Origin of the sequence: Flavobacterium aquidurense (assembly GCF_001404985.1) — a bacterium.
In the GTDB taxonomy this organism is placed as follows: Bacteria; Bacteroidota; Bacteroidia; order Flavobacteriales; family Flavobacteriaceae; genus Flavobacterium; species Flavobacterium aquidurense_B.
The window spans coordinates 226,399-244,573 of record NZ_JRLF01000010.1 but is presented as its reverse complement, the minus strand read 5'-3'; the positions used below and the strand labels follow the sequence as shown (position 1 = coordinate 244,573).

Genomic DNA, 18,175 nt, shown 5'->3' with positions numbered 1-18,175 from the left:
TGCTCTATTGGATTTCAGAAATTATGCCACGTTGGTAAAACTGACATTATTTCTTAAAAAAAATGCCAGCTTTGACAGGCTGGCATTTTATATTTATTTTGAAAATTATTATTTCGCTGCAGGAGTTGCCGGAGCAGGAGTTTGTTGAACCGGAGCCGCAGGTGTATTAGCAGGAGCTTCAGTTTTTTCAATAATTTTAGAATCAGTATCACTTAATGATCCTGTAAAGCTTAAGCTTGAAAGCAAAATTAAAGCAATCAAAATAGTAGCTAATGTCCAGGTACTTTTGTCTAAAAAGTCTGTTGTTTTTTGTACTCCACCTAACATTTGAGTTCCGCTAATAGTAGACGATAATCCGCCTCCTTTAGGGTTTTGAACCATGATTACTACGATCAATAGAAAACAAACTATTGTGATTAAAACTAAAAAAATTGAAAATGTGCTCATTGCTTAATTATTATTGTTATTTTGTTGTAAAATCTTTATATCCGAAATGCGGTCTGCAAAGAAACTAATTTTTTCTGGATATTTCAAAATTAATATTTCATATGCTTGTATTGCTTTTGTATATTTTTTTTGTTCCAAATATACTCTCGCCAAAGTCTCTGTCATTAAGTAAGAATTATCCTCTGTATTAAGGTCAAATTGTACCGCTGGGGTTATTGGAGTTTGTTTTATAGGAGAGATTTTAGGATTTGTTTCGATAAATTTATCGATTGTTTCTGCCTTTTTCTTCTTCTCTTCGTCTATTTCTTCAACTACTGCTTTTGGTTCAGCTGTTTTTTTTACTTCTTTAACCTCTTTAGCTTCCTGAGGACCTACTACGGTTCTGTCAATAGGTTCTGTGCGTGCCAATTGTAGCCATTCCTGAAAAGAATGTTTTTCATTAAAAGAAAAATCCAATGGTTTTCCTATTTCCAGATTCTCTTCGGCAGTTTTTACAGGTTCAGGAATTTCAATTTCTTTAGGTTCTTCCGCTGTCTTAGCTTCTTCAAAAATTATTGTCGTTGCTTCTTTTAAGGAAACAAATACGGACTCTTCAATTGGATCGACTCTTACGTCCGGTATTTCATCCTCAGGAATATCATCTACTATTTCTTCAAAGAAAGTATGAGTATGAGTAGTTTCTCTAATAGGAGTTAAGATTGGTTCTTGTGTAATTGGTTCAGCTTCCTTTTCTTCAGTTTTTACAGGCTCTTCAAAAGTAGCTGATGTTACTTCTTTAAAATAATCTAAAACAGGCTGTTCTGCAATTGGTTCGATTTCAGTCTCTTCAGATGTTACAGATTCTTCAAAAGTTACAGGAGTTACTTCTTTAAACGAGTCAAGAATTAATTCTTCCGTAATTGGTTCAGTTTTAACTTCTTCGATTACAGGTTCTTCAAAAGTTACAGGAGTTACTTCTTTAAACGAATCAAAAAATAATTCCTCTTTAATTAGTTCATTTTTAATTTCTTCTATTACAGGTTCTTCTACTACAGATTCTTCTGCTACAGGTTCTTCTGCTACAGGTTTTTCAAAAGTTGTAGTAATTACTTCTTTAAAGGAGTCAAGAATTAATTCCTCTGTAATTGGTTCTGTTTTAACTTCTTCAATTACAGGTTCTTCAAAATTTACTGGTGTAACTTCTTTAAAAGAATTCAAAATTGCCTGCTCGTCAATTAGCTCAATTTTGGCTTCTTCAATTTTTGCAGTTTCAGCTAAAATAGCTGGTGTTGCTTCTTTAAAAGAATCCAGAATTGCCTGTTCATCAATTAGCTCAATTTTAATCTCTTCTTTAGGCTCTTCAATTTTTGCAGGATTTTCAAAAGTAGTTGGCGCCGCTTGTTCAAAAGTTACATTTGTTGCTTCTCTTATAGAATTCAGAATAGACTGCTCAATAGGATCAATTCGAACTTCATTTGCTTTCTTGGTTTCTTCAAATGAAACAATTTCACTGTCAAAAACTTTAATTTCTAAGAGATCTTTCAGTTTTTGATCATAGTATTCATTCTGAATCGATGTGAAAGTTTCAGAAGTAATAAAATCAAATAAAACAGAACGATCAGTAGTATGAGCGGCTGTAACTTTTAATGCATAATTATACTTAAAACTATTTTGACTGTAAAGTCCTTTTAATCGCAATGCTCTTGCACTTTGAAAATACGGAAATTCATTCAAAACACTTCCTAATGCATCCGTTTGCTTTACTGTAATAGCATCAGGTTTATTCATTAAGTATGTATAATCAGTTACATTCATTTTTTATTCTTTTGTTTAATCGTTGAATTTTTTATTTGTTTAATCGAAAATCTGTTTAATCGTTTTTATCGATTCAACGACTCAACTATTTACCGATTAAACAAAAAAACTACCATTTAGCTAATGACTCATTAAAGATATCTTGTGTGATTCTTTCAAAAATAACCTGAATCGCTGTATTTAATGTAGCACCCGTTGGTAATCCGGTACCAGGGAAATCATAATAGAATTCGAATGTTCTCTCAAAATCATCAGTTTCCTTCTTTTTATTCGTAAACCTTACATTTACACGAATCGTCAAACGGTTTTGAGCCGCTTGTTGATCTGCAGTTGCAGTCATTGGGGTTGTTCTGTAGTCTATGATTTCTCCTTCATAAACTAAATCGCCACTATTGCTCACAAGATTAAGGTTCGTTTGATTCTGGATTAAATCCTGCAAAGTCAATGTAAATGTTCTGTCGATTCCTGGTTCAATCAAATCAGCATTATTCTGAAAAAAGTTAACCTGAAAAGTATCAGCATCAATTTTTCCTGTTCCTGTAAAGTTGTAAGCACCGCAACCACTTAACATAAAGAGGCACATAAAGGCTAATAAAGAATATATTTTTTTCATAAAAATTATAGTAATACTCCAATTTTTTTCAAATATAACAATTTGGAATTTGGAATTTATTTTTTGGAATTTTCTATTTATAGATCAAATTGTTTGATTTTTCTATACAAAGTTCTTTCAGAAATACCCAATTCGTCTGCCGCAGCTTTTCGTTTTCCTTTGTTCTTTTCTAATGATTTTTTTATCATTTCGATTTCCTTTTGCTCTAAACGTAAAACCTCTTCTTCTTCAATTGTTTCAGCAAATAAATAATTATCGTCCTGTATTTGATAATTATCTTCGCGAGTTGCAGGCGTCATGACAGCAGTTCTTGGTTCTTCTTCAAAATCTATTTCGCTTTCATTTTCTTGCGAACCGTATATCTTCTGAATCAAATTAGGATTGATGTCTTGTACTTTTGTACCATTTTTCATCAATTCAAGAGTGAGTTTTTTCAGATCATTCAGGTCGCTTTTCATATCAAAAAGCACTTTGTATAAGATGTCCCTTTCAGTGCTAAAATCACTTTCTTTTTTCTTATCACTAATTACCGACGGTAAATTGGTGCCTTCGGTTGGTAAATATGATTGTAGTGTAGCAAGCGTAATATCACGATTGGTTTCTAAAACTGAGATTTGTTCGGCTACATTTCGTAACTGGCGAATGTTTCCGTTCCATCTGAATTTTTGCAAAAGCTGAACTGCATCATCGTCTAATTTTAACGGCGGCATTTTGTATTTATGCGCAAAATCAGCAACAAATTTTCTAAATAGCAGGTGAATGTCTTCGTTTCTTTCACGCAATGGAGGCAAAGTAATTTCGACAGTTGTCAAACGATAATATAAATCCTCACGGAATTTTCCTTTTTCAATAGCATTGAATAAGTTTACGTTTGTTGCTGCAACAATCCTAACATTAGTTTTCTGAACCTGAGAAGAACCTACTTTTATAAATTCACCATTTTCAAGCACACGAAGCAAACGAACCTGGGTCGTAAGGGGTAATTCACCAACTTCATCCAGAAAAATAGTTCCGCCATCAGCTACTTCGAAGTAACCTTCACGTGTACTTGTCGCACCGGTAAAAGCACCTTTTTCGTGACCAAAAAGCTCACTATCGATTGTTCCTTCTGGAATTGCACCACAGTTTACAGCAATATATTTACCATGCTTTCTGTGTGAAAGCGAATGGATTATTCTTGGAATATTTTCTTTACCAACACCACTTTCCCCGGTTACCATTACTGATATATCAGTAGGAGCAACCTGAATGGCTTTTTCGATGGCGCGATTTAATTTAGGATCATTTCCAATAATTTCAAATCGCTGTTTTATTGCTTGAACTGTTTCCATTTATGTTTTTTATCTTTTGCCACAGATTAAAATGATTAAAAAGATTTTTTAAAATTATAAAACATATCTTTTGTATTGAAGTGATTTTGTTTGAAAATTGACAAGCAGTCCTACTTCTGACTTCGATAATTTTATGTAATTTAAAATCTGAGCAATATGTTCACTTGAAAAATCCTTAATTGCTTTTACCTCTAAAACGATATCTTCATTAATAATAAAGTCAGCATAAAATTTATGAGGCAAAATTTTACCTTTATATTCAATTAAATATTCTTTTTCTCTTTCAAAAAGAATATTATTTTCTTTAAACTCTATTTCTAAAGCATCTTTATAAACTATTTCCAGTAAACCTGGTCCAAGATTTCGATGTACTTCCATACAAATACCTATAACCTTGTAAGTTTCAACTTCTCGATATTGTTGCATAATTATTTTTTATCACAGTTTTTAAAAGTAAGAAAAATAACATGTAAAATAAAATCATTTTAATCCTTTTAATCTGTGGCAAAAAAAAACTAATTCATTTCAGAATATCCAACAGCTTCACCTTTCAAAGTTCCACTAGTACAACTTGCAATTTTTACATTTACAAAATCTCCAATCTTATAATTCTCTTTAGGGAAAACTACTGTTATACTTTGAGAGTTTCTTCCTGAAAATTCCTCGGTTGATTTTTTAGATACTTTTTCGACTAAAACTTCAACAATTTGACCAACGAATTCCTCGCTTCTAAACCAGGCGTGTTTTTGTTGTAAATCGACAATTTCCTGCAATCTTCTGGCTTTTGTTTCTTCGGCAACATCATCTTCCATTTTTCTTCCGGCCAAAGTTCCGGGACGTTCAGAATAGGAATACATATAACCAAAATTATATTTTACATATTCCATTAAGCTCATTGTATCTTGGTGATCTTGTTCCGTTTCTGTTGGGAAACCGGCGATCATATCTTGCGAAATCGAAGCATTTGGGATAATAGCTCTAATTTTATCAATCAGAGTCATATATTCTTCACGTGTATGCAAACGATTCATTTCTTTTAGAATTCTATTGCTTCCGGATTGAACTGGTAAGTGAATGTGTTTACAGATATTAGGATGTTTTGCAATAACGTGCAACACACTTTCATGCATATCCTGCGGATTAGAAGTCGAAAATCGGATACGCATTTTAGGGAATCCAACAGCAACCATTTCAAGCAATTGATCAAAATCAACAGCAGTTGCTTTTTGCATTTCAGATGCGTTTACAAAGTCTTTTTTCAAACCTCCACCGTACCAAAGGTAACTGTCTACGTTTTGACCTAAAAGGGTAATTTCTTTAAAACCTTTATCCCAAAGATCCTGAATTTCTTTCATTATACTTTGAGGTTCACGGCTACGCTCACGACCACGTGTAAATGGTACCACGCAAAACGTACACATATTGTCGCAACCACGAGTGATCGAAACCAAAGCGGTAATTCCGTTACTCATCAAACGAACCGGCGAAATATCTCCGTATGTTTCTTCTTTTGATAAAATTACATTAATGGCGTCACGGCCTTCTTCAACTTCCGCTAATAAATTAGGTAAATCTTTGTATGCATCCGGACCAACAACAAGATCTACTATTTTTTCTTCCTCCAAAAACTGGCTTTTCAAACGTTCAGCCATACAGCCCAAAACGCCCACTTTCATTTTTGGATTAATACGTTTTACCGCATTATATTTTTCAAGACGTTTGCGGATAGTTTGTTCAGCCTTATCTCGAATCGAGCAGGTATTTACAAGAACCAAATCGGCATCTTCAAGGGTTTGTGTAGTGTTATATCCGTTTATTGATAAGATGGAAGCTACAATTTCACTGTCCGAAAAATTCATCGCACAACCGTAACTTTCTATAAAAAGCTTTTTAGTATTCTCAGGTTTATTTTCTAAAACAAGACTTTCACCTTGTTTACTTTCTTCAATAATCTTTTCCATTGTATATTTTCAAAGTGCAAAGATAATGTAAATGGGATCAATATGACAAGATGGCAGAGAAAAGATTTTAGATTTTAAAGTTAAGATTTTAGATTGTTGATTAACAATTGCTGATTTTAGATTTTAATAATAGTGAGGTAAATAATGACCCAGTAATTATGATCTGGACATAAAAAAGAAAATTAATCTACAATCAAAAATCTAAAAGCTAAAATATTTCGTAGCTATTTCCGGCTTTGCGTTTTAAGTCCTCATAAAAACCGCAAAGTTTCTAATGTTGTAAAAAGAGCTTCCGTTGGTCGCTTTTTTAAAACAAGAAACTTTTGCGGTTTTTACTCCGGGCTTTCCACTATAATCCGGGCTATTAAATATTGAGTAAAAAGAATATTTCGGGGCGATAAACCTTTAAAAGTTATACCTATATATATAATAGGTAGGATTACAGATAAATCTGTAATTTAAAGAAACATAATATTAAAATAAATCAAAAATGAATTCACACAGTTGATATTTAAAAAAAATAGATACTTTTGTTGCAGAAAAATAGAGCAATGGCAAAGAATTTAGTAATAGTTGAGTCACCTGCAAAGGCGAAAACGATAGAGAAATTTCTGGGAAGTGATTTTCAAGTAGAGTCGAGTTACGGACATATAGCAGATTTACCATCAAAGGAAATAGGAGTAGATGTAGAAAACGGTTTTAAACCTAAATACGAAGTTTCTCCGGATAAAAAAGCCTTGGTAAGCAAATTGAAAACACTATCTAAGAATGCCGAAATGGTTTGGTTAGCAAGTGATGAGGACCGCGAAGGGGAAGCTATTTCATGGCATCTTGCGGAAGAACTAAAACTGGATGTAAAAAAAACTAAGCGAATTGTTTTTCACGAAATTACGAAGACTGCGATTCTTAAAGCAATCGAGAACCCAAGAGAAATAGATTATAATTTAGTAAATGCACAACAAGCGCGTCGTGTATTAGACCGTTTGGTAGGTTATGAATTGTCTCCTGTTTTATGGAGAAAAATTAAAGGCGGACTTTCTGCCGGACGTGTTCAATCAGTTTCAGTTCGTTTAATTGTTGAAAGAGAACGTGAAATTCAAAATTTTAATGCAGTTGCAAGTTATTCTATCGTTGCAGAATTTGTAAATGAAGCAGGAAAAGCCTTCAAAGCCAAATTGCCAAAAAACTTTAATACTAAAAAAGAAGCCGAAGATTTTTTAAATAAAAATATCGGATCACAATATAAGGTAGCAGATTTAGAAACTAAACCTACCAAAAAATCTCCAACAGCACCATTTACAACTTCGACATTGCAACAAGAAGCAGCGAGAAAATTGTATTTGCCGGTTGGGATTACCATGCAGCTTGCACAACGTTTATACGAAGCCGGGCTTATTACTTATATGAGAACCGATAGTGTAAATCTTTCTAAAGATGCTATGGATGCTGCTGAAGCTGAAATTATAAAATCATACGGAAAAGAATTTTCGAAACCCAGGACTTTTGCAAACAAAAGTAAAGGGGCTCAAGAAGCGCACGAGGCAATTCGTCCTACAGATATGTCACGCCACTCTGTAAATATTGATCGCGATCAGGCCCGTTTATATGATTTGATCTGGAAAAGAACGCTCGCTTCACAAATGAGTGATGCGCAATTAGAAAGAACAAACGTAAAAATCGAAGCAAATAATCACAGCGAAATTTTTACAGCTTCAGGAGAAGTTTTGCTTTTTGAAGGATTCCTGAAAGTGTATCTGGAAGGACATGATGATGATGAGGAAGAACAAGAAGGAATGTTGCCTGCATTAAAAGTAAACGAAAAATTAGTTAACAATTATATTACAGCAACCGAAAGATATTCAAGACCTCCGGCTCGTTATACGGAAGCTTCTTTGGTGAAAAAATTAGAGGAATTAGGAATTGGCCGTCCATCTACATACGCACCAACTATTTCGACTATTATCAATAGAAATTATGTTGAAAAAGGAACTCTTGAAGGACAAGAACGTAATTATACTCAACTTACATTACAAAATAGTAAAGTAGGGGAGAAATTGCTAAAAGAAAATACAGGTTCAGATAAAGGAAAATTAGTTCCTACAGATATCGGGACAATCGTAACAGATTTCTTGGTGAAGAATTTCGGAAATATCCTGGATTATAACTTTACTGCAAAAGTAGAGCAGGATTTTGATGAAATTGCCGAAGGAAATATCGACTGGGCAATAATGATGCAGGAGTTCTACAATAAGTTTCATCCAAATGTAAAAGAGGTTGAAGCAAATGCAGAACGTGAAAGCGGAGAAAGAATCCTGGGTAAAGATGCTGACGGAAGACAAGTATCTGTTCGTTTAGGAAAATTTGGACCAATGGCACAAATTGGTGAAGCAGATGATGAAGATAAAAAGTTCGCGAGCTTAATGTCTGATCAAAATATTGGAAATATTTCACTTGAAGAAGCTTTGAACTTATTTCTATTGCCTAAAAGTTTAGGAGAATATAAAGGAGAAGAAGTAGAAGTAAATAATGGTCGTTACGGTCCTTATGTACGTCACGGAAGTATTTTTATTTCATTGCCTAAAGGCGAAGACCCATTAGGACTTTCTAAAGACAGAGCGCAAGAGTTGATTGATGAAAAAGCAATTGCAGATGCTCCAATTGCAGTTTATAAAGGCGAAGGTGTTCAAAAAGGTGTAGGTCGTTTTGGTCCTTTCATCAAATGGAACGGAATTTTTATCAATGTAAGTAAAAAATACAATTTTGATAACTTATCTCAGCAAGAAGTAGAAGAACTAATTGAAGATAAATTACAGAAAAATATAGATAAAGTTCTTCACAATTGGGAGGATGAAGGTATTTTGGTTGAAAAAGCACGTTGGGGCCGTTCAGTTATTACGAAGGGTAAAATCAAAATTGAATTAAGTAAAGATGTTGATGCAACAAAATTAACATTGGCTGAAGTTCAGGAAATGATTGCTAAAAAAACACCGGCAAAAAAGACACCAGCAAAAAAAGCAACAACCGCTAAGAAAGCTCCAGCTAAAAAAACGGCTGCTAAAAAGAAATAATAAATGGAATTTGATTTTCTAGAACCAGTTAATGACGGAATTTTAAAATTCATTAGTTCATTGTCTTCGCAAGAATTGGGCAGCAAAATTGTTTTGCATACCCAGGATCAGTTTCCTGATATTAGCAAAATTACAATTGCAATAGTAGGCGTTCTGGAAGATCGTCGTAATAGTAATGTGATTAATGAAGTTAACCTGAATGCTGTTCGTAAAAAGCTGTACAGTATGTTTCCCGGAAATTGGGATGCGTCAATTGCTGATTTAGGGGATATTCTTGCAGGGGATTCTGTAGAGGATACTTATTTTGCTCTTAAAAAAGTAACTGCTACTTTAATTAAGAATAAAGTGATTCCTATAGTTATAGGAGGTTCTCAGGATTTGACCTATGCTTTGTATCGTGCCTATGATGATTTAGAGCAAATGGTAAATATGGTTGCTGTAGATAATAAGTTTGATTTTGGAAAAGAAAATGAAACAGTTTCGGCTAATTCTTATCTGACTAAAATCATTATAGATGAGCCTAATAACTTGTTTAATTATTGTAATATAGGATATCAGACCTATTATAATTCACAAGAAGAAATAGATTTGATCGAGAAATTGTTCTTTGATGCTTATCGCTTAGGTGAAATTTCGAATAAAATTGCATTAGCAGAGCCTGTATTTAGAGATGCTGATTTAATAAGTATTGATTTAAATTCGGTAAAGTCGTCAGCTTCAGCTAATATGATTACCTTTGAGCCGAATGGTTTTAATGGAAAAGAGATATGTTCATTGGCGAGATATGCCGGAATTAGTGATAAAGTTTCCTGTTTTGGAATTTTTAATCACAATAGTACCGTTCCTGAAGCAGGAATTATTGCGCAGATAGTTTGGTATTTTATCGAAGGATATCATTACCGTTCAAAAGAATATCCTTTTGGTAGTCGGGCAACGTATTTAAAATATATTGTTCCATTAGAAGATGAAGAATTAATTTTTTATAAAAGTGACAAAACAGATCGTTGGTGGATCGAAATTCCGTTCGAATCAAATGGTCACAATAAATTGAAAAGAAATACGTTATTACCGTGTTCATACGACGAATATTTGAGCGCTTGTAACCAAGAATTGCCAGAAAGGTGGTGGAAAGCACAGAGAAAAAACGCTTTATAAAGTAAAATTTTAGTCAAAATCATAAATTTTTAAAATTTTAAAAAAATTGTTAAATAATATTAGTAGGAAAATAAATCTAAATGGTAAATTTTAACGTTTTACGTCGATTTTTTCTGCTAGTTTATCGATCAAATATTTTTTTTTTATTTTATTTAACATTATTTTTGAACGGTAAAATAAATTTCGCAACTAGTATTGTTTTTTAGATAAATAATAAATACGTTTACGGACTTATAATAATGAATAGAAATCCCAAATTTATATGAAGAAGTTTATTGCATTTGCAGCAATGTTAACACTGGTAATTGGCTGTGGTAAGTCAGGAGACAAAGGTGAGTTAGTTGGTGTTACAGGAGGGAAATGGCATCCTGAGAAACCTTATGGAATGACATTAGTTCCTGGTGGGTCTTTTATTATGGGTAAATCAGATGCTGATTTAGCTAATGTAGAAGATGCTCCGACTAAAACAGTAACGGTTCGTTCGTTTTATATGGATGAAACTGAGATTACAAATAGTGAGTACCGTCAATTTGTAGAATGGGTAAAAGATTCTACAATGAGAGTTCGTTTGGCAATTTTAGCTGATGAAACAGGTCAAAAACCTGCTGGTGATGCTAAAGGTAAAAAAGGTGGTAGTATCTCAGATTATGCATTTAACGATTCTGAGCCAGACAAAATGACGGCTTATGATAAGTATATGTATGATAACTACTATAGTGTAGGGACAAAAGATGATCCGTATGCTGGAAGAAAACTAAACAAAAAAGTTAAGTTAATTAAAGATACTAAAGCTTATCCGGATGAATATTACGCTGAAGTAATGGATTCTATGTATTTGCCAATTGAAGAATCATATAATGGTTTAAGAACAATTGATGTAAATAAATTGAAATTCCGTTATTCATGGATGGATATTCAGGCTGCTGCAAAAGCTAAAGTTGGAAAAAGAAAAGACTTCGTTAAAACTGAACAAGTTAGTGTGTATCCTGATACAACAGTTTGGATTAAAGATTTTGCTTACTCATATAATGAGCCAATGCATAATGATTATTTCTGGCACAAGGCTTATGGAGATTATCCTGTAGTTGGTGTAACCTGGAAACAAGCTAAAGCATTTTGTGCTTGGAGAACGTTAAATAAAAACAGCTATATCAAATCTAAGAAAAAAGGACGTGATTTAGTAAATGCCTTCAGATTACCAACTGAAGCAGAATGGGAATATGCTGCAAGAGGTGGACTGGAATCTGCAACTTATCCTTGGGGTGGTCCTTATACAAAAAGTGACAGAGGTTGTTTCTTAGCAAACTTTAAACCAAGCAGAGGAGATTATGCAGCTGATGAGGCTTTATATACTGTTGAAGCTAAATCATATGAAGTAAACGGATACGGATTATATAACATGGCAGGAAATGTTTCAGAGTGGACAGATTCAGCTTACAATCCAAATGCATACGAGTATGTTTCTACAATGAACCCTAACGTAATTGACGGAAACAACCAAAGAAAAGTGGTTCGTGGAGGATCTTGGAAAGATGTTGCTTACTTCCTACAAGTAAGTACTCGTGACCACGAATATGCAGATTCTGCAAGAAGTTATATTGGTTTCAGAACTGTACAGGATTACATGGGAACTCAAACAACCGGAAGCGGAAAAAAGAAAAGTAAATTATAATTAAATTCAAATTCAATAACCAAATCAAATCTATTTTAAATTAAAACCTAAAAAAAAGTATTATGGCATTATTAAGTAAAAAAGCAATGAATTTCGCTTATGGTATGGGAGCGGCAGTAGTAATCGTTGGAGCTCTTTTCAAAATTACTCACTTTGAAATTGGACCATTAACAGGAACAGTGATGTTGTCAGTTGGATTATTAACTGAAGCGTTAATCTTTGCTCTTTCAGCTTTTGAACCAGTTGAAGACGAATTGGACTGGACTCTTGTTTACCCAGAATTAGCTAATGGTCAAGCTAGAAAAAGAGAAGATAAAGTTGAAGCTACGGCTGATGCCCAAGGTTTATTATCTCAAAAATTAGATGTAATGTTGAAAGAAGCTAAAATTGACGGTGAGTTAATGGCAAGCTTAGGAAACAGCATCAAAAACTTCGAAGGTGCTGCAAAAGCAATTTCTCCAACAGTAGATTCTATTGCAGGACAAAAGAAATATGCTGAAGAAATGTCTATGGCTGCTGCACAAATGGAATCATTAAACAGCTTGTACAAAGTACAATTAGAAAGTGCTTCAAGAAACGCACAAGCAAATAGCGAAATCGCTGAAAATGCTTCTAAATTAAAAGAGCAAATGCAATCGATGACTGCAAATATCGCTTCTTTAAACAGCGTTTACGGTGGTATGCTTTCTGCAATGAGTAACAAAGGATAATTAGTTTTTGACTATTATATTAAATTTATTAATAAAGAACTAATTAGAAAAAATGGCAGGAGGAAAATTAACCCCTAGACAGAAGATGATTAACCTGATGTATCTGGTTTTCATCGCAATGTTAGCAATGAACGTATCAAAAGAAGTTATATCTGCTTTTGGTTTGATGAATGAAAAATTTGAAAGTGCAAATACTAGTTCAACTGAAACAAATGCAAGTTTACTAACATCTTTAGATCAAAAAGCTGCTGAAGCAAAAGGAGAATTCGCAATTGCTGCAGTAACAGCTCATAAAGTTGAAACAATTTCAAAAGAATTTTACGATTATATTGGTACTTTAAAAGCTCAGTCTATCAAAGGATTTGAAGTTGAAAAAGAAACTGGTAAACTTCCTTACGAAGCTATGGACAGAGGTGACAACATCGATGACTGGTTTACAGGAGACGGTTACACTAAAAAAGGTAACGAAATTATCGCTAAAATTCAAAAATATAAATCAGATATTAAAGCTGCTTTAGGTACAGATAAAAAATATGCTGGTATTATTTCTGAAGTTGAGAAAAAATTTGATGTTTCTGACGTAAAAAACAAAGAAGGTATAAAAGAAAGCTACTTAGCATATCACTTTAAAGGTTTTCCTGCAATCGCATCTGCTGCTAAACTTTCAGCTTGGCAAAATGACGTTAAGAAAACTGAGGCAGACGTTTATAATAGTGCTTTAGGAAAAGCGGCTGTTGCTGCTGCTTCTTACAGTAACTATCAAGCGATTGTTGTTTTAGATAAAAACGCTTATTTCCAAGGAGAAAAAGTAACTGGTAAAGTTGTTTTAGGTCGTTATGACGAAAATACAAAACCAACTTCATTCCAAGGTCCTGGACAAATCGTTAACGGACAAGCTGTTATTTCATTAACTGCCGGAGGTGTTGGAGAGCAAAATATTAATGGACAATTTACATTCTTAGAAGATGGTAAAAACATTCCATTGAAATTTAAAGGAACTTACGTTGTAGTACCAAGACCAAACTCAGCTACGATTTCTGCTGATAAGATGAATGTTGTTTATAGAGGAGTTGTTAACCCAATCTCTGTATCATTCGCTGGTGTTGATGCTAACAAAATTAATGCAAGTGCTCCTGGATTATCTTCTGCCGGAAAACCTGGTAAATATAACATGAGCCCGGGACAAGGTACTGAAGCTACAATTTCTGTAACTGGAACATTACCAAATGGGGATAAAGTTACAGACAAGAAAACATTCAGAATTAAAGGTATTCCTGGACCAACTGGAACAATTAGAGGAGAAATGGGTGTTGTTAAAGGACCAAAATCTAACTTAGAAATTGCTACTATTGGTGCTAAATTACTTGATTTTGATTTCGAAGTTGGTTTAGATGTTGTTGGATTTAATATGAAAATTGCTGGACAGCCTACTGTTGTTGTTTCTGGTAACAGATTAAATGCACAATGTAAAACAGTTCTTTCAAGAGCTGGAAAAGGAGACCAGGTTACTATTTCTGAAATTAAGACTAAACTTGTTGGAGCTGGTAGTTATTTATTACCAAGAACTGCTCCGGTAATTTACGAAATACAATAAAATTAGTAGTGAAAACTACATTCAATATCTTATAATGATACCACGATGAAAGTAAGAAATTTTTTAATAGCCGTTGTTTCTATCGCTGGAGGTTTTTCTTCGTATGCGCAATCGAATTTGCTAAATGCAAAAACACCTGATCAGATAGGACTTAAGACTCCTGCGCAACTTATTTCTGATAATGATAAGCCTTTGGCGTATGGTTATGTAGATGATAGAGATATCTTGATGGGAAAAACTACTTGGGAAATCATTGATTTAAATGAAAAGATCAACTTTCCAATGTATTTTCCGGTAGATACAGCTAATATTGGTTCAGACAGACGCTCGCTTTACGACGTTTTGACGAAAGCTGTTAAAAACGGCAAAATAACTGAAGTTTATAGCGACAGTTATTTCAATACTAAAAAATCTTTGAAAGATATTCAAGGTGCGTTATCTCGTATTGATACAACTGATGCTGGTAGAGAGTTAATCAACCAATATCCTGACGACTATAAATCACGTGTTGTGAAGAAAAAAGTTGTTACCGGTACTGGTAAAAAGAAAGTTGTTTCTTATGTTGAGGAAACAGTTGGTCCAACAAGATCTGTACCTGCTGAATATATCCTTAAACAAGATTTAACTGCAGCTGATGTTACACAATATAAAATAAAAGGATACTGGTATTTTGACAAACGTCAAAGTGAATTGAAATATCGTTTACTTGGAATTTGTCCTGTAACTCCGGATGTTTACACAATGAATAGCGATGAGAAAGATTATATTGAGTTATTTTGGGTTTTCTTCCCAAATGCGAGAGAAGCTTTGCATGAAGCAAAAGCTTTTAACGACAGTAACTCAGCTCTTCCAATTTCATTCGATCAGATTTTGAATTCAAGACGTTTTAATGCAGTTGTTTATAAAGAAGAAAACTTGTACGGAGATCGTGAGATCAAAGATTACATGAAAGACAATGCACAAAATCAGTTATTAGAATCTGAAAGAGTAAAAGAGAAGATTCGTAACTTCGAGCAAGATATGTGGAACTACTAAGTATCTAAATTACATTATACTGAAAACTCTTACTACCAAGGTAGTAAGAGTTTTTTTTTGCTCATTGTTAGAGATGATTGTTTTTAATATTTGTACATGATTTTTTAATATTGTCATATTTAATATAATTAGTTCAGCTTATCATTCATAAAAGTCATTTTAATGTCTAAACTCTTAAAGTTTATATAATTGTAAGAAAAATAATAAATTTAAACTTAAATTTAGTTATCTTTGCCCCCTAAAAGTGTTCATGATGAAAGGGGAAAATTTTTTAATGATTATTGCTTTGATCGCTGGGGTTTTTACTTCTAATGCGCAATCAAATTTACTGAATGCAAAAACAGCGGATCAAATAGGACTCAAAACTCCTGCCCAAATGATCTCTGATAATGATAAGCCACTTGCTTATGGTTATGTAGATGATAGAGATATCCTGATGGGAAAAACTACCTGGGAAATCATTGATCTAAACGAAAAAATAAATTTCCCATTATATTTTCCGGTAGATACGGCTAATATTGGGGCTGACAGGCGATCGCTATATGACGTTTTAACAAAAGCCATTAGAAATGGAAAGATTACCGAAGTATATAGTGATAGTTATTTTAATACTAAAAAGTCCTTAAAAGATATCCAGGGTGCTTTATCGCGTATTGATACAACAGATGCCGGTAGAGAATTGATCAACCAATATCCTGATGATTATAAAACTCATGTTGTCAAGAAAAAAGTTGTTACTGGTACCGGTAAGAAAAAAGTTGTTACCTATGTAGAGGAAACTGTTGGTGCAACAAGGTCAATTCCTTCAGAGTATATCCTTAAACAAGATTTAACCGCTGCTGATGTTACACAATATAAAATTAAGGGATATTGGTATTTTGACAAGCGTCAAAGTGATTTAAAATATCGATTACTTGGTATTTGCCCTGTTACTCCCGATGTGTATACAATGAATAGCGATGAGAAAGATTATATTGAGTTATTTTGGGTTTTCTTTCCTAATGCGCGGGAGGTATTGCATGAAGGAAAAGCTTTTAACGATAAGAACTCTGCCATTCCTATTTCCTTTGATCAGATTTTAAATTCAAGACATTTTAATGCTGTTATCTATAAAGAAGAAAATATGTATGGTGATCGTGAAATCAAAAGCTACATTAAGGATGATGCACAAAGTCAATTGTTAGAATCTGAAAGAGTAAAAGAGAAGATTCGTAACTTCGAAGAAGATATGTGGAACTACTAAGTTTCTAATTACATTTTACCAAAAACTCTTAGTACCTTTGTATTAAGAGTTTTTTTATATAGTACCTTTTATATATGTTAGATTATTTGATTGTTGGATCCGGACTGGCTGGAATTTCTTTTGCAGAAGTTGCTCTTAAAAACAATAAAACTTTTTTGATAGTTGATAATAAATCTCAAAATTCATCAAGAGTTGCGGGAGGGTTATATAATCCTGTTATTTTAAAACGGTTCAGCGAAGTTTGGAAAGCGCAGGAACAATTGGTTTTAATGAATGAGTTTTACAGTCAGATTGAAGATAAGCTACAAAAGAAATTCAATTTTCAACTTCCAATTTTAAGGAAGTTCTTCTCTATCGAAGAACAGAATAATTGGTTTTCCGCTTCAGACAAAATAAACCTGGCTCCTTTTTTATCTACTAAACTCATTACAAAAAAATACAATAGTATCGATTCTCCATATGATTATGGTGAAGTTTTGCATACCGGTTATGTAGATACAGCTTTGTTGTTGGATTGTTATAAAGAATATCTACAAGAGAATAATTTATTGTTAGAAGAGTTTTTTGACAGTACTTATATTGAGTTTTTTGATTACGGAATCCAGTATAAAAATATTCAGGCCCGACATATTATTTTTGCTGAAGGTTTTGGGCTGCATAAAAATCCTTTTTTTAATTATTTACCTTTAGATGGTACAAAAGGAGAATTATTTGTAATAAAAGCTCCCAATTTAAACTTAGACGTGATTGTGAATACAAGTGTATTTATATTGCCATTGGGAAATGATTTATTTAAAGTTGGTGCTACATACAACTGGCAGGATAAAACAGATTTGCCTACAGAAGAAGGAAAGCAAGAATTAGTAGATCGAATAAAAGAAATTATTACCTGCGATTTCGAAATTGTAAAGCATTTTGGCGGAGTTCGCCCAACAGTTAAAGACAGAAGACCGTTGATTGGAACGCATCATGAGCGTAAATCTCTTCACATTCTTAACGGATTAGGAACACGCGGTGTAATGTTGGGGCCAGCTATGGCACAAGCTCTTTTTGATAATATCGAAAATGAAATTCCTTTAGATCGTGAAATCGACATTCAGAGATTTCATAAAAAATATTTGAAAACCCTTATTTTTGACCGGCCTTAGGATCGTAAGAAACAAACATATTAATGTATAAATTTCTGGAAAGTCGTAAAACAAAAGGAAATAATACAATCAAGGAAATAACTATTGCTATAAAAGATTCTTCAATAGTTGTTTTAAAAAATACAAACGAAACAATAAAAGCTGCAATTCCTACGGCTACATTTAGACCGTAACTAACGTACATTGCGCCATAAAAAAAAGAAGGTTCAATTTGATATTTTAATCCGCAATGACTGCAATTGTCGTTCATTTTTAGAACTTTAGTCAAATGAAGGGGGTTTTTGTCTGAATACATGCTTTCTTTTTGGCATTTTGGACAACTTCCTGTTAAAATACTATTTAGTTTCGATCCTTTTTTTAACATTTGCAAAAAATTAAATTACCCATTGATTTGGGAGTGTAAA

Annotated in this window: 15 protein-coding genes; 8 read left to right on the top strand and 7 right to left on the bottom strand. The window is 33.3% G+C overall.

The annotated features are described in order from the left end of the window. Positions 1-108 precede the first annotated feature (108 nt). The 6 genes from secG to miaB all read right to left on the bottom strand — a co-directional run bounded on the left by secG (position 109) and on the right by miaB (position 6,146). A complete protein-coding gene (gene secG, locus RC62_RS09475; protein ID WP_041517492.1) occupies positions 109-447 on the bottom strand; it encodes a preprotein translocase subunit SecG in 339 nt (112 codons plus the stop codon). A 3-nt stretch (positions 448-450) separates the two neighbouring features. Beyond that, positions 451-2,241 carry a tetratricopeptide repeat protein gene (locus RC62_RS23040; protein ID WP_055094866.1) on the bottom strand — a complete coding sequence of 597 codons (1,791 nt, stop codon included), beginning with the start codon at positions 2,239-2,241 and terminating at the stop codon, positions 451-453. A gap of 109 nt (positions 2,242-2,350) precedes the next feature. Then, positions 2,351-2,854, bottom strand: coding sequence for an LptE family protein (locus RC62_RS09465; protein WP_082421261.1), 504 nt, complete (start codon positions 2,852-2,854; stop codon positions 2,351-2,353). Positions 2,855-2,931: 77 nt separating this feature from the next. Beyond that, entirely contained in the window at positions 2,932-4,185 is a 1,254-nt protein-coding gene (locus RC62_RS09460; protein WP_055094864.1) for a sigma-54 interaction domain-containing protein, read from the bottom strand. A 54-nt stretch (positions 4,186-4,239) separates the two neighbouring features. Next, positions 4,240-4,611, bottom strand: coding sequence for a GxxExxY protein (locus RC62_RS09455; protein WP_055094862.1), 372 nt, complete (start codon positions 4,609-4,611; stop codon positions 4,240-4,242). An 89-nt stretch (positions 4,612-4,700) separates the two neighbouring features. After that, positions 4,701-6,146, bottom strand: a complete 1,446-nt coding sequence (gene miaB / locus RC62_RS09450) for a tRNA (N6-isopentenyl adenosine(37)-C2)-methylthiotransferase MiaB (RefSeq protein ID WP_055094860.1) — start codon at positions 6,144-6,146, stop codon at positions 4,701-4,703. A gap of 551 nt (positions 6,147-6,697) precedes the next feature. Here miaB and topA point away from each other — a divergent pair. The 8 genes from topA (at position 6,698) to RC62_RS09410 (ending at position 17,771) form a co-directional block, all read left to right on the top strand. After that, entirely contained in the window at positions 6,698-9,214 is a 2,517-nt protein-coding gene (topA, locus tag RC62_RS09445; RefSeq protein ID WP_055094858.1) for a type I DNA topoisomerase, read from the top strand. 3 nt (positions 9,215-9,217) lie between these two features. Continuing rightward, a complete protein-coding gene (locus tag RC62_RS09440) occupies positions 9,218-10,369 on the top strand; it encodes a formimidoylglutamase (RefSeq protein ID WP_055094856.1) in 1,152 nt (383 codons plus the stop codon). Positions 10,370-10,631: 262 nt separating this feature from the next. Further along, complete coding sequence (gene gldK, locus RC62_RS09435) at positions 10,632-12,041, top strand: gliding motility lipoprotein GldK (protein WP_055094854.1); 1,410 nt, start codon at positions 10,632-10,634, stop codon at positions 12,039-12,041. A gap of 62 nt (positions 12,042-12,103) precedes the next feature. Further along, positions 12,104-12,751, top strand: coding sequence for a gliding motility protein GldL (gene gldL / locus RC62_RS09430; protein ID WP_055094852.1), 648 nt, complete (start codon positions 12,104-12,106; stop codon positions 12,749-12,751). 52 nt (positions 12,752-12,803) lie between these two features. Beyond that, positions 12,804-14,345: a gliding motility protein GldM gene (gldM, locus tag RC62_RS09425; protein ID WP_055094850.1), complete on the top strand. Its 1,542-nt coding sequence runs from the start codon at positions 12,804-12,806 to the stop codon at positions 14,343-14,345. A 45-nt stretch (positions 14,346-14,390) separates the two neighbouring features. After that, positions 14,391-15,380, top strand: coding sequence for a gliding motility protein GldN (gene gldN / locus RC62_RS09420; protein ID WP_055094848.1), 990 nt, complete (start codon positions 14,391-14,393; stop codon positions 15,378-15,380). A gap of 253 nt (positions 15,381-15,633) precedes the next feature. Continuing rightward, positions 15,634-16,623: a gliding motility protein GldN gene (gldN, locus tag RC62_RS09415; protein ID WP_055094845.1), complete on the top strand. Its 990-nt coding sequence runs from the start codon at positions 15,634-15,636 to the stop codon at positions 16,621-16,623. Between the two features lie 74 nt (positions 16,624-16,697). Next, positions 16,698-17,771, top strand: coding sequence for an NAD(P)/FAD-dependent oxidoreductase (locus tag RC62_RS09410; protein ID WP_055094843.1), 1,074 nt, complete (start codon positions 16,698-16,700; stop codon positions 17,769-17,771). On the opposite strand, the gene RC62_RS09405 is transcribed toward RC62_RS09410, so the two are convergent. After that, a complete protein-coding gene (locus RC62_RS09405) occupies positions 17,752-18,135 on the bottom strand; it encodes a DUF983 domain-containing protein (RefSeq protein WP_055094841.1) in 384 nt (127 codons plus the stop codon). The genes RC62_RS09410 and RC62_RS09405 overlap by 20 nt on opposite strands. Positions 18,136-18,175 lie beyond the last annotated feature (40 nt).

Excerpts from the sequence above, each read along its gene's own strand:
- topA (WP_055094858.1), top strand. The coding sequence starts at position 6,698 with ATGGCAAAGAATTTAGTAATAGTTGAGTCACCTGCAAAGGCGAAAACG.
- gldK (WP_055094854.1), top strand. The coding sequence starts at position 10,632 with ATGAAGAAGTTTATTGCATTTGCAGCAATGTTAACACTGGTAATTGGC.
- gldL (WP_055094852.1), top strand. The coding sequence starts at position 12,104 with ATGGCATTATTAAGTAAAAAAGCAATGAATTTCGCTTATGGTATGGGA.
- secG (WP_041517492.1), bottom strand. The coding sequence starts at position 447 with ATGAGCACATTTTCAATTTTTTTAGTTTTAATCACAATAGTTTGTTTT.
- gldN (WP_055094848.1), top strand. The coding sequence starts at position 14,391 with ATGAAAGTAAGAAATTTTTTAATAGCCGTTGTTTCTATCGCTGGAGGT.
- miaB (WP_055094860.1), bottom strand. The coding sequence starts at position 6,146 with ATGGAAAAGATTATTGAAGAAAGTAAACAAGGTGAAAGTCTTGTTTTA.
- RC62_RS23040 (WP_055094866.1), bottom strand. The coding sequence starts at position 2,241 with ATGAATGTAACTGATTATACATACTTAATGAATAAACCTGATGCTATT.
- RC62_RS09465 (WP_082421261.1), bottom strand. The coding sequence starts at position 2,854 with ATGAAAAAAATATATTCTTTATTAGCCTTTATGTGCCTCTTTATGTTA.
- gldM (WP_055094850.1), top strand. The coding sequence starts at position 12,804 with ATGGCAGGAGGAAAATTAACCCCTAGACAGAAGATGATTAACCTGATG.
- RC62_RS09460 (WP_055094864.1), bottom strand. The coding sequence starts at position 4,185 with ATGGAAACAGTTCAAGCAATAAAACAGCGATTTGAAATTATTGGAAAT.
- RC62_RS09410 (WP_055094843.1), top strand. The coding sequence starts at position 16,698 with ATGTTAGATTATTTGATTGTTGGATCCGGACTGGCTGGAATTTCTTTT.
- gldN (WP_055094845.1), top strand. The coding sequence starts at position 15,634 with ATGAAAGGGGAAAATTTTTTAATGATTATTGCTTTGATCGCTGGGGTT.
- RC62_RS09440 (WP_055094856.1), top strand. The coding sequence starts at position 9,218 with ATGGAATTTGATTTTCTAGAACCAGTTAATGACGGAATTTTAAAATTC.
- RC62_RS09405 (WP_055094841.1), bottom strand. The coding sequence starts at position 18,135 with ATGTTAAAAAAAGGATCGAAACTAAATAGTATTTTAACAGGAAGTTGT.
- RC62_RS09455 (WP_055094862.1), bottom strand. The coding sequence starts at position 4,611 with ATGCAACAATATCGAGAAGTTGAAACTTACAAGGTTATAGGTATTTGT.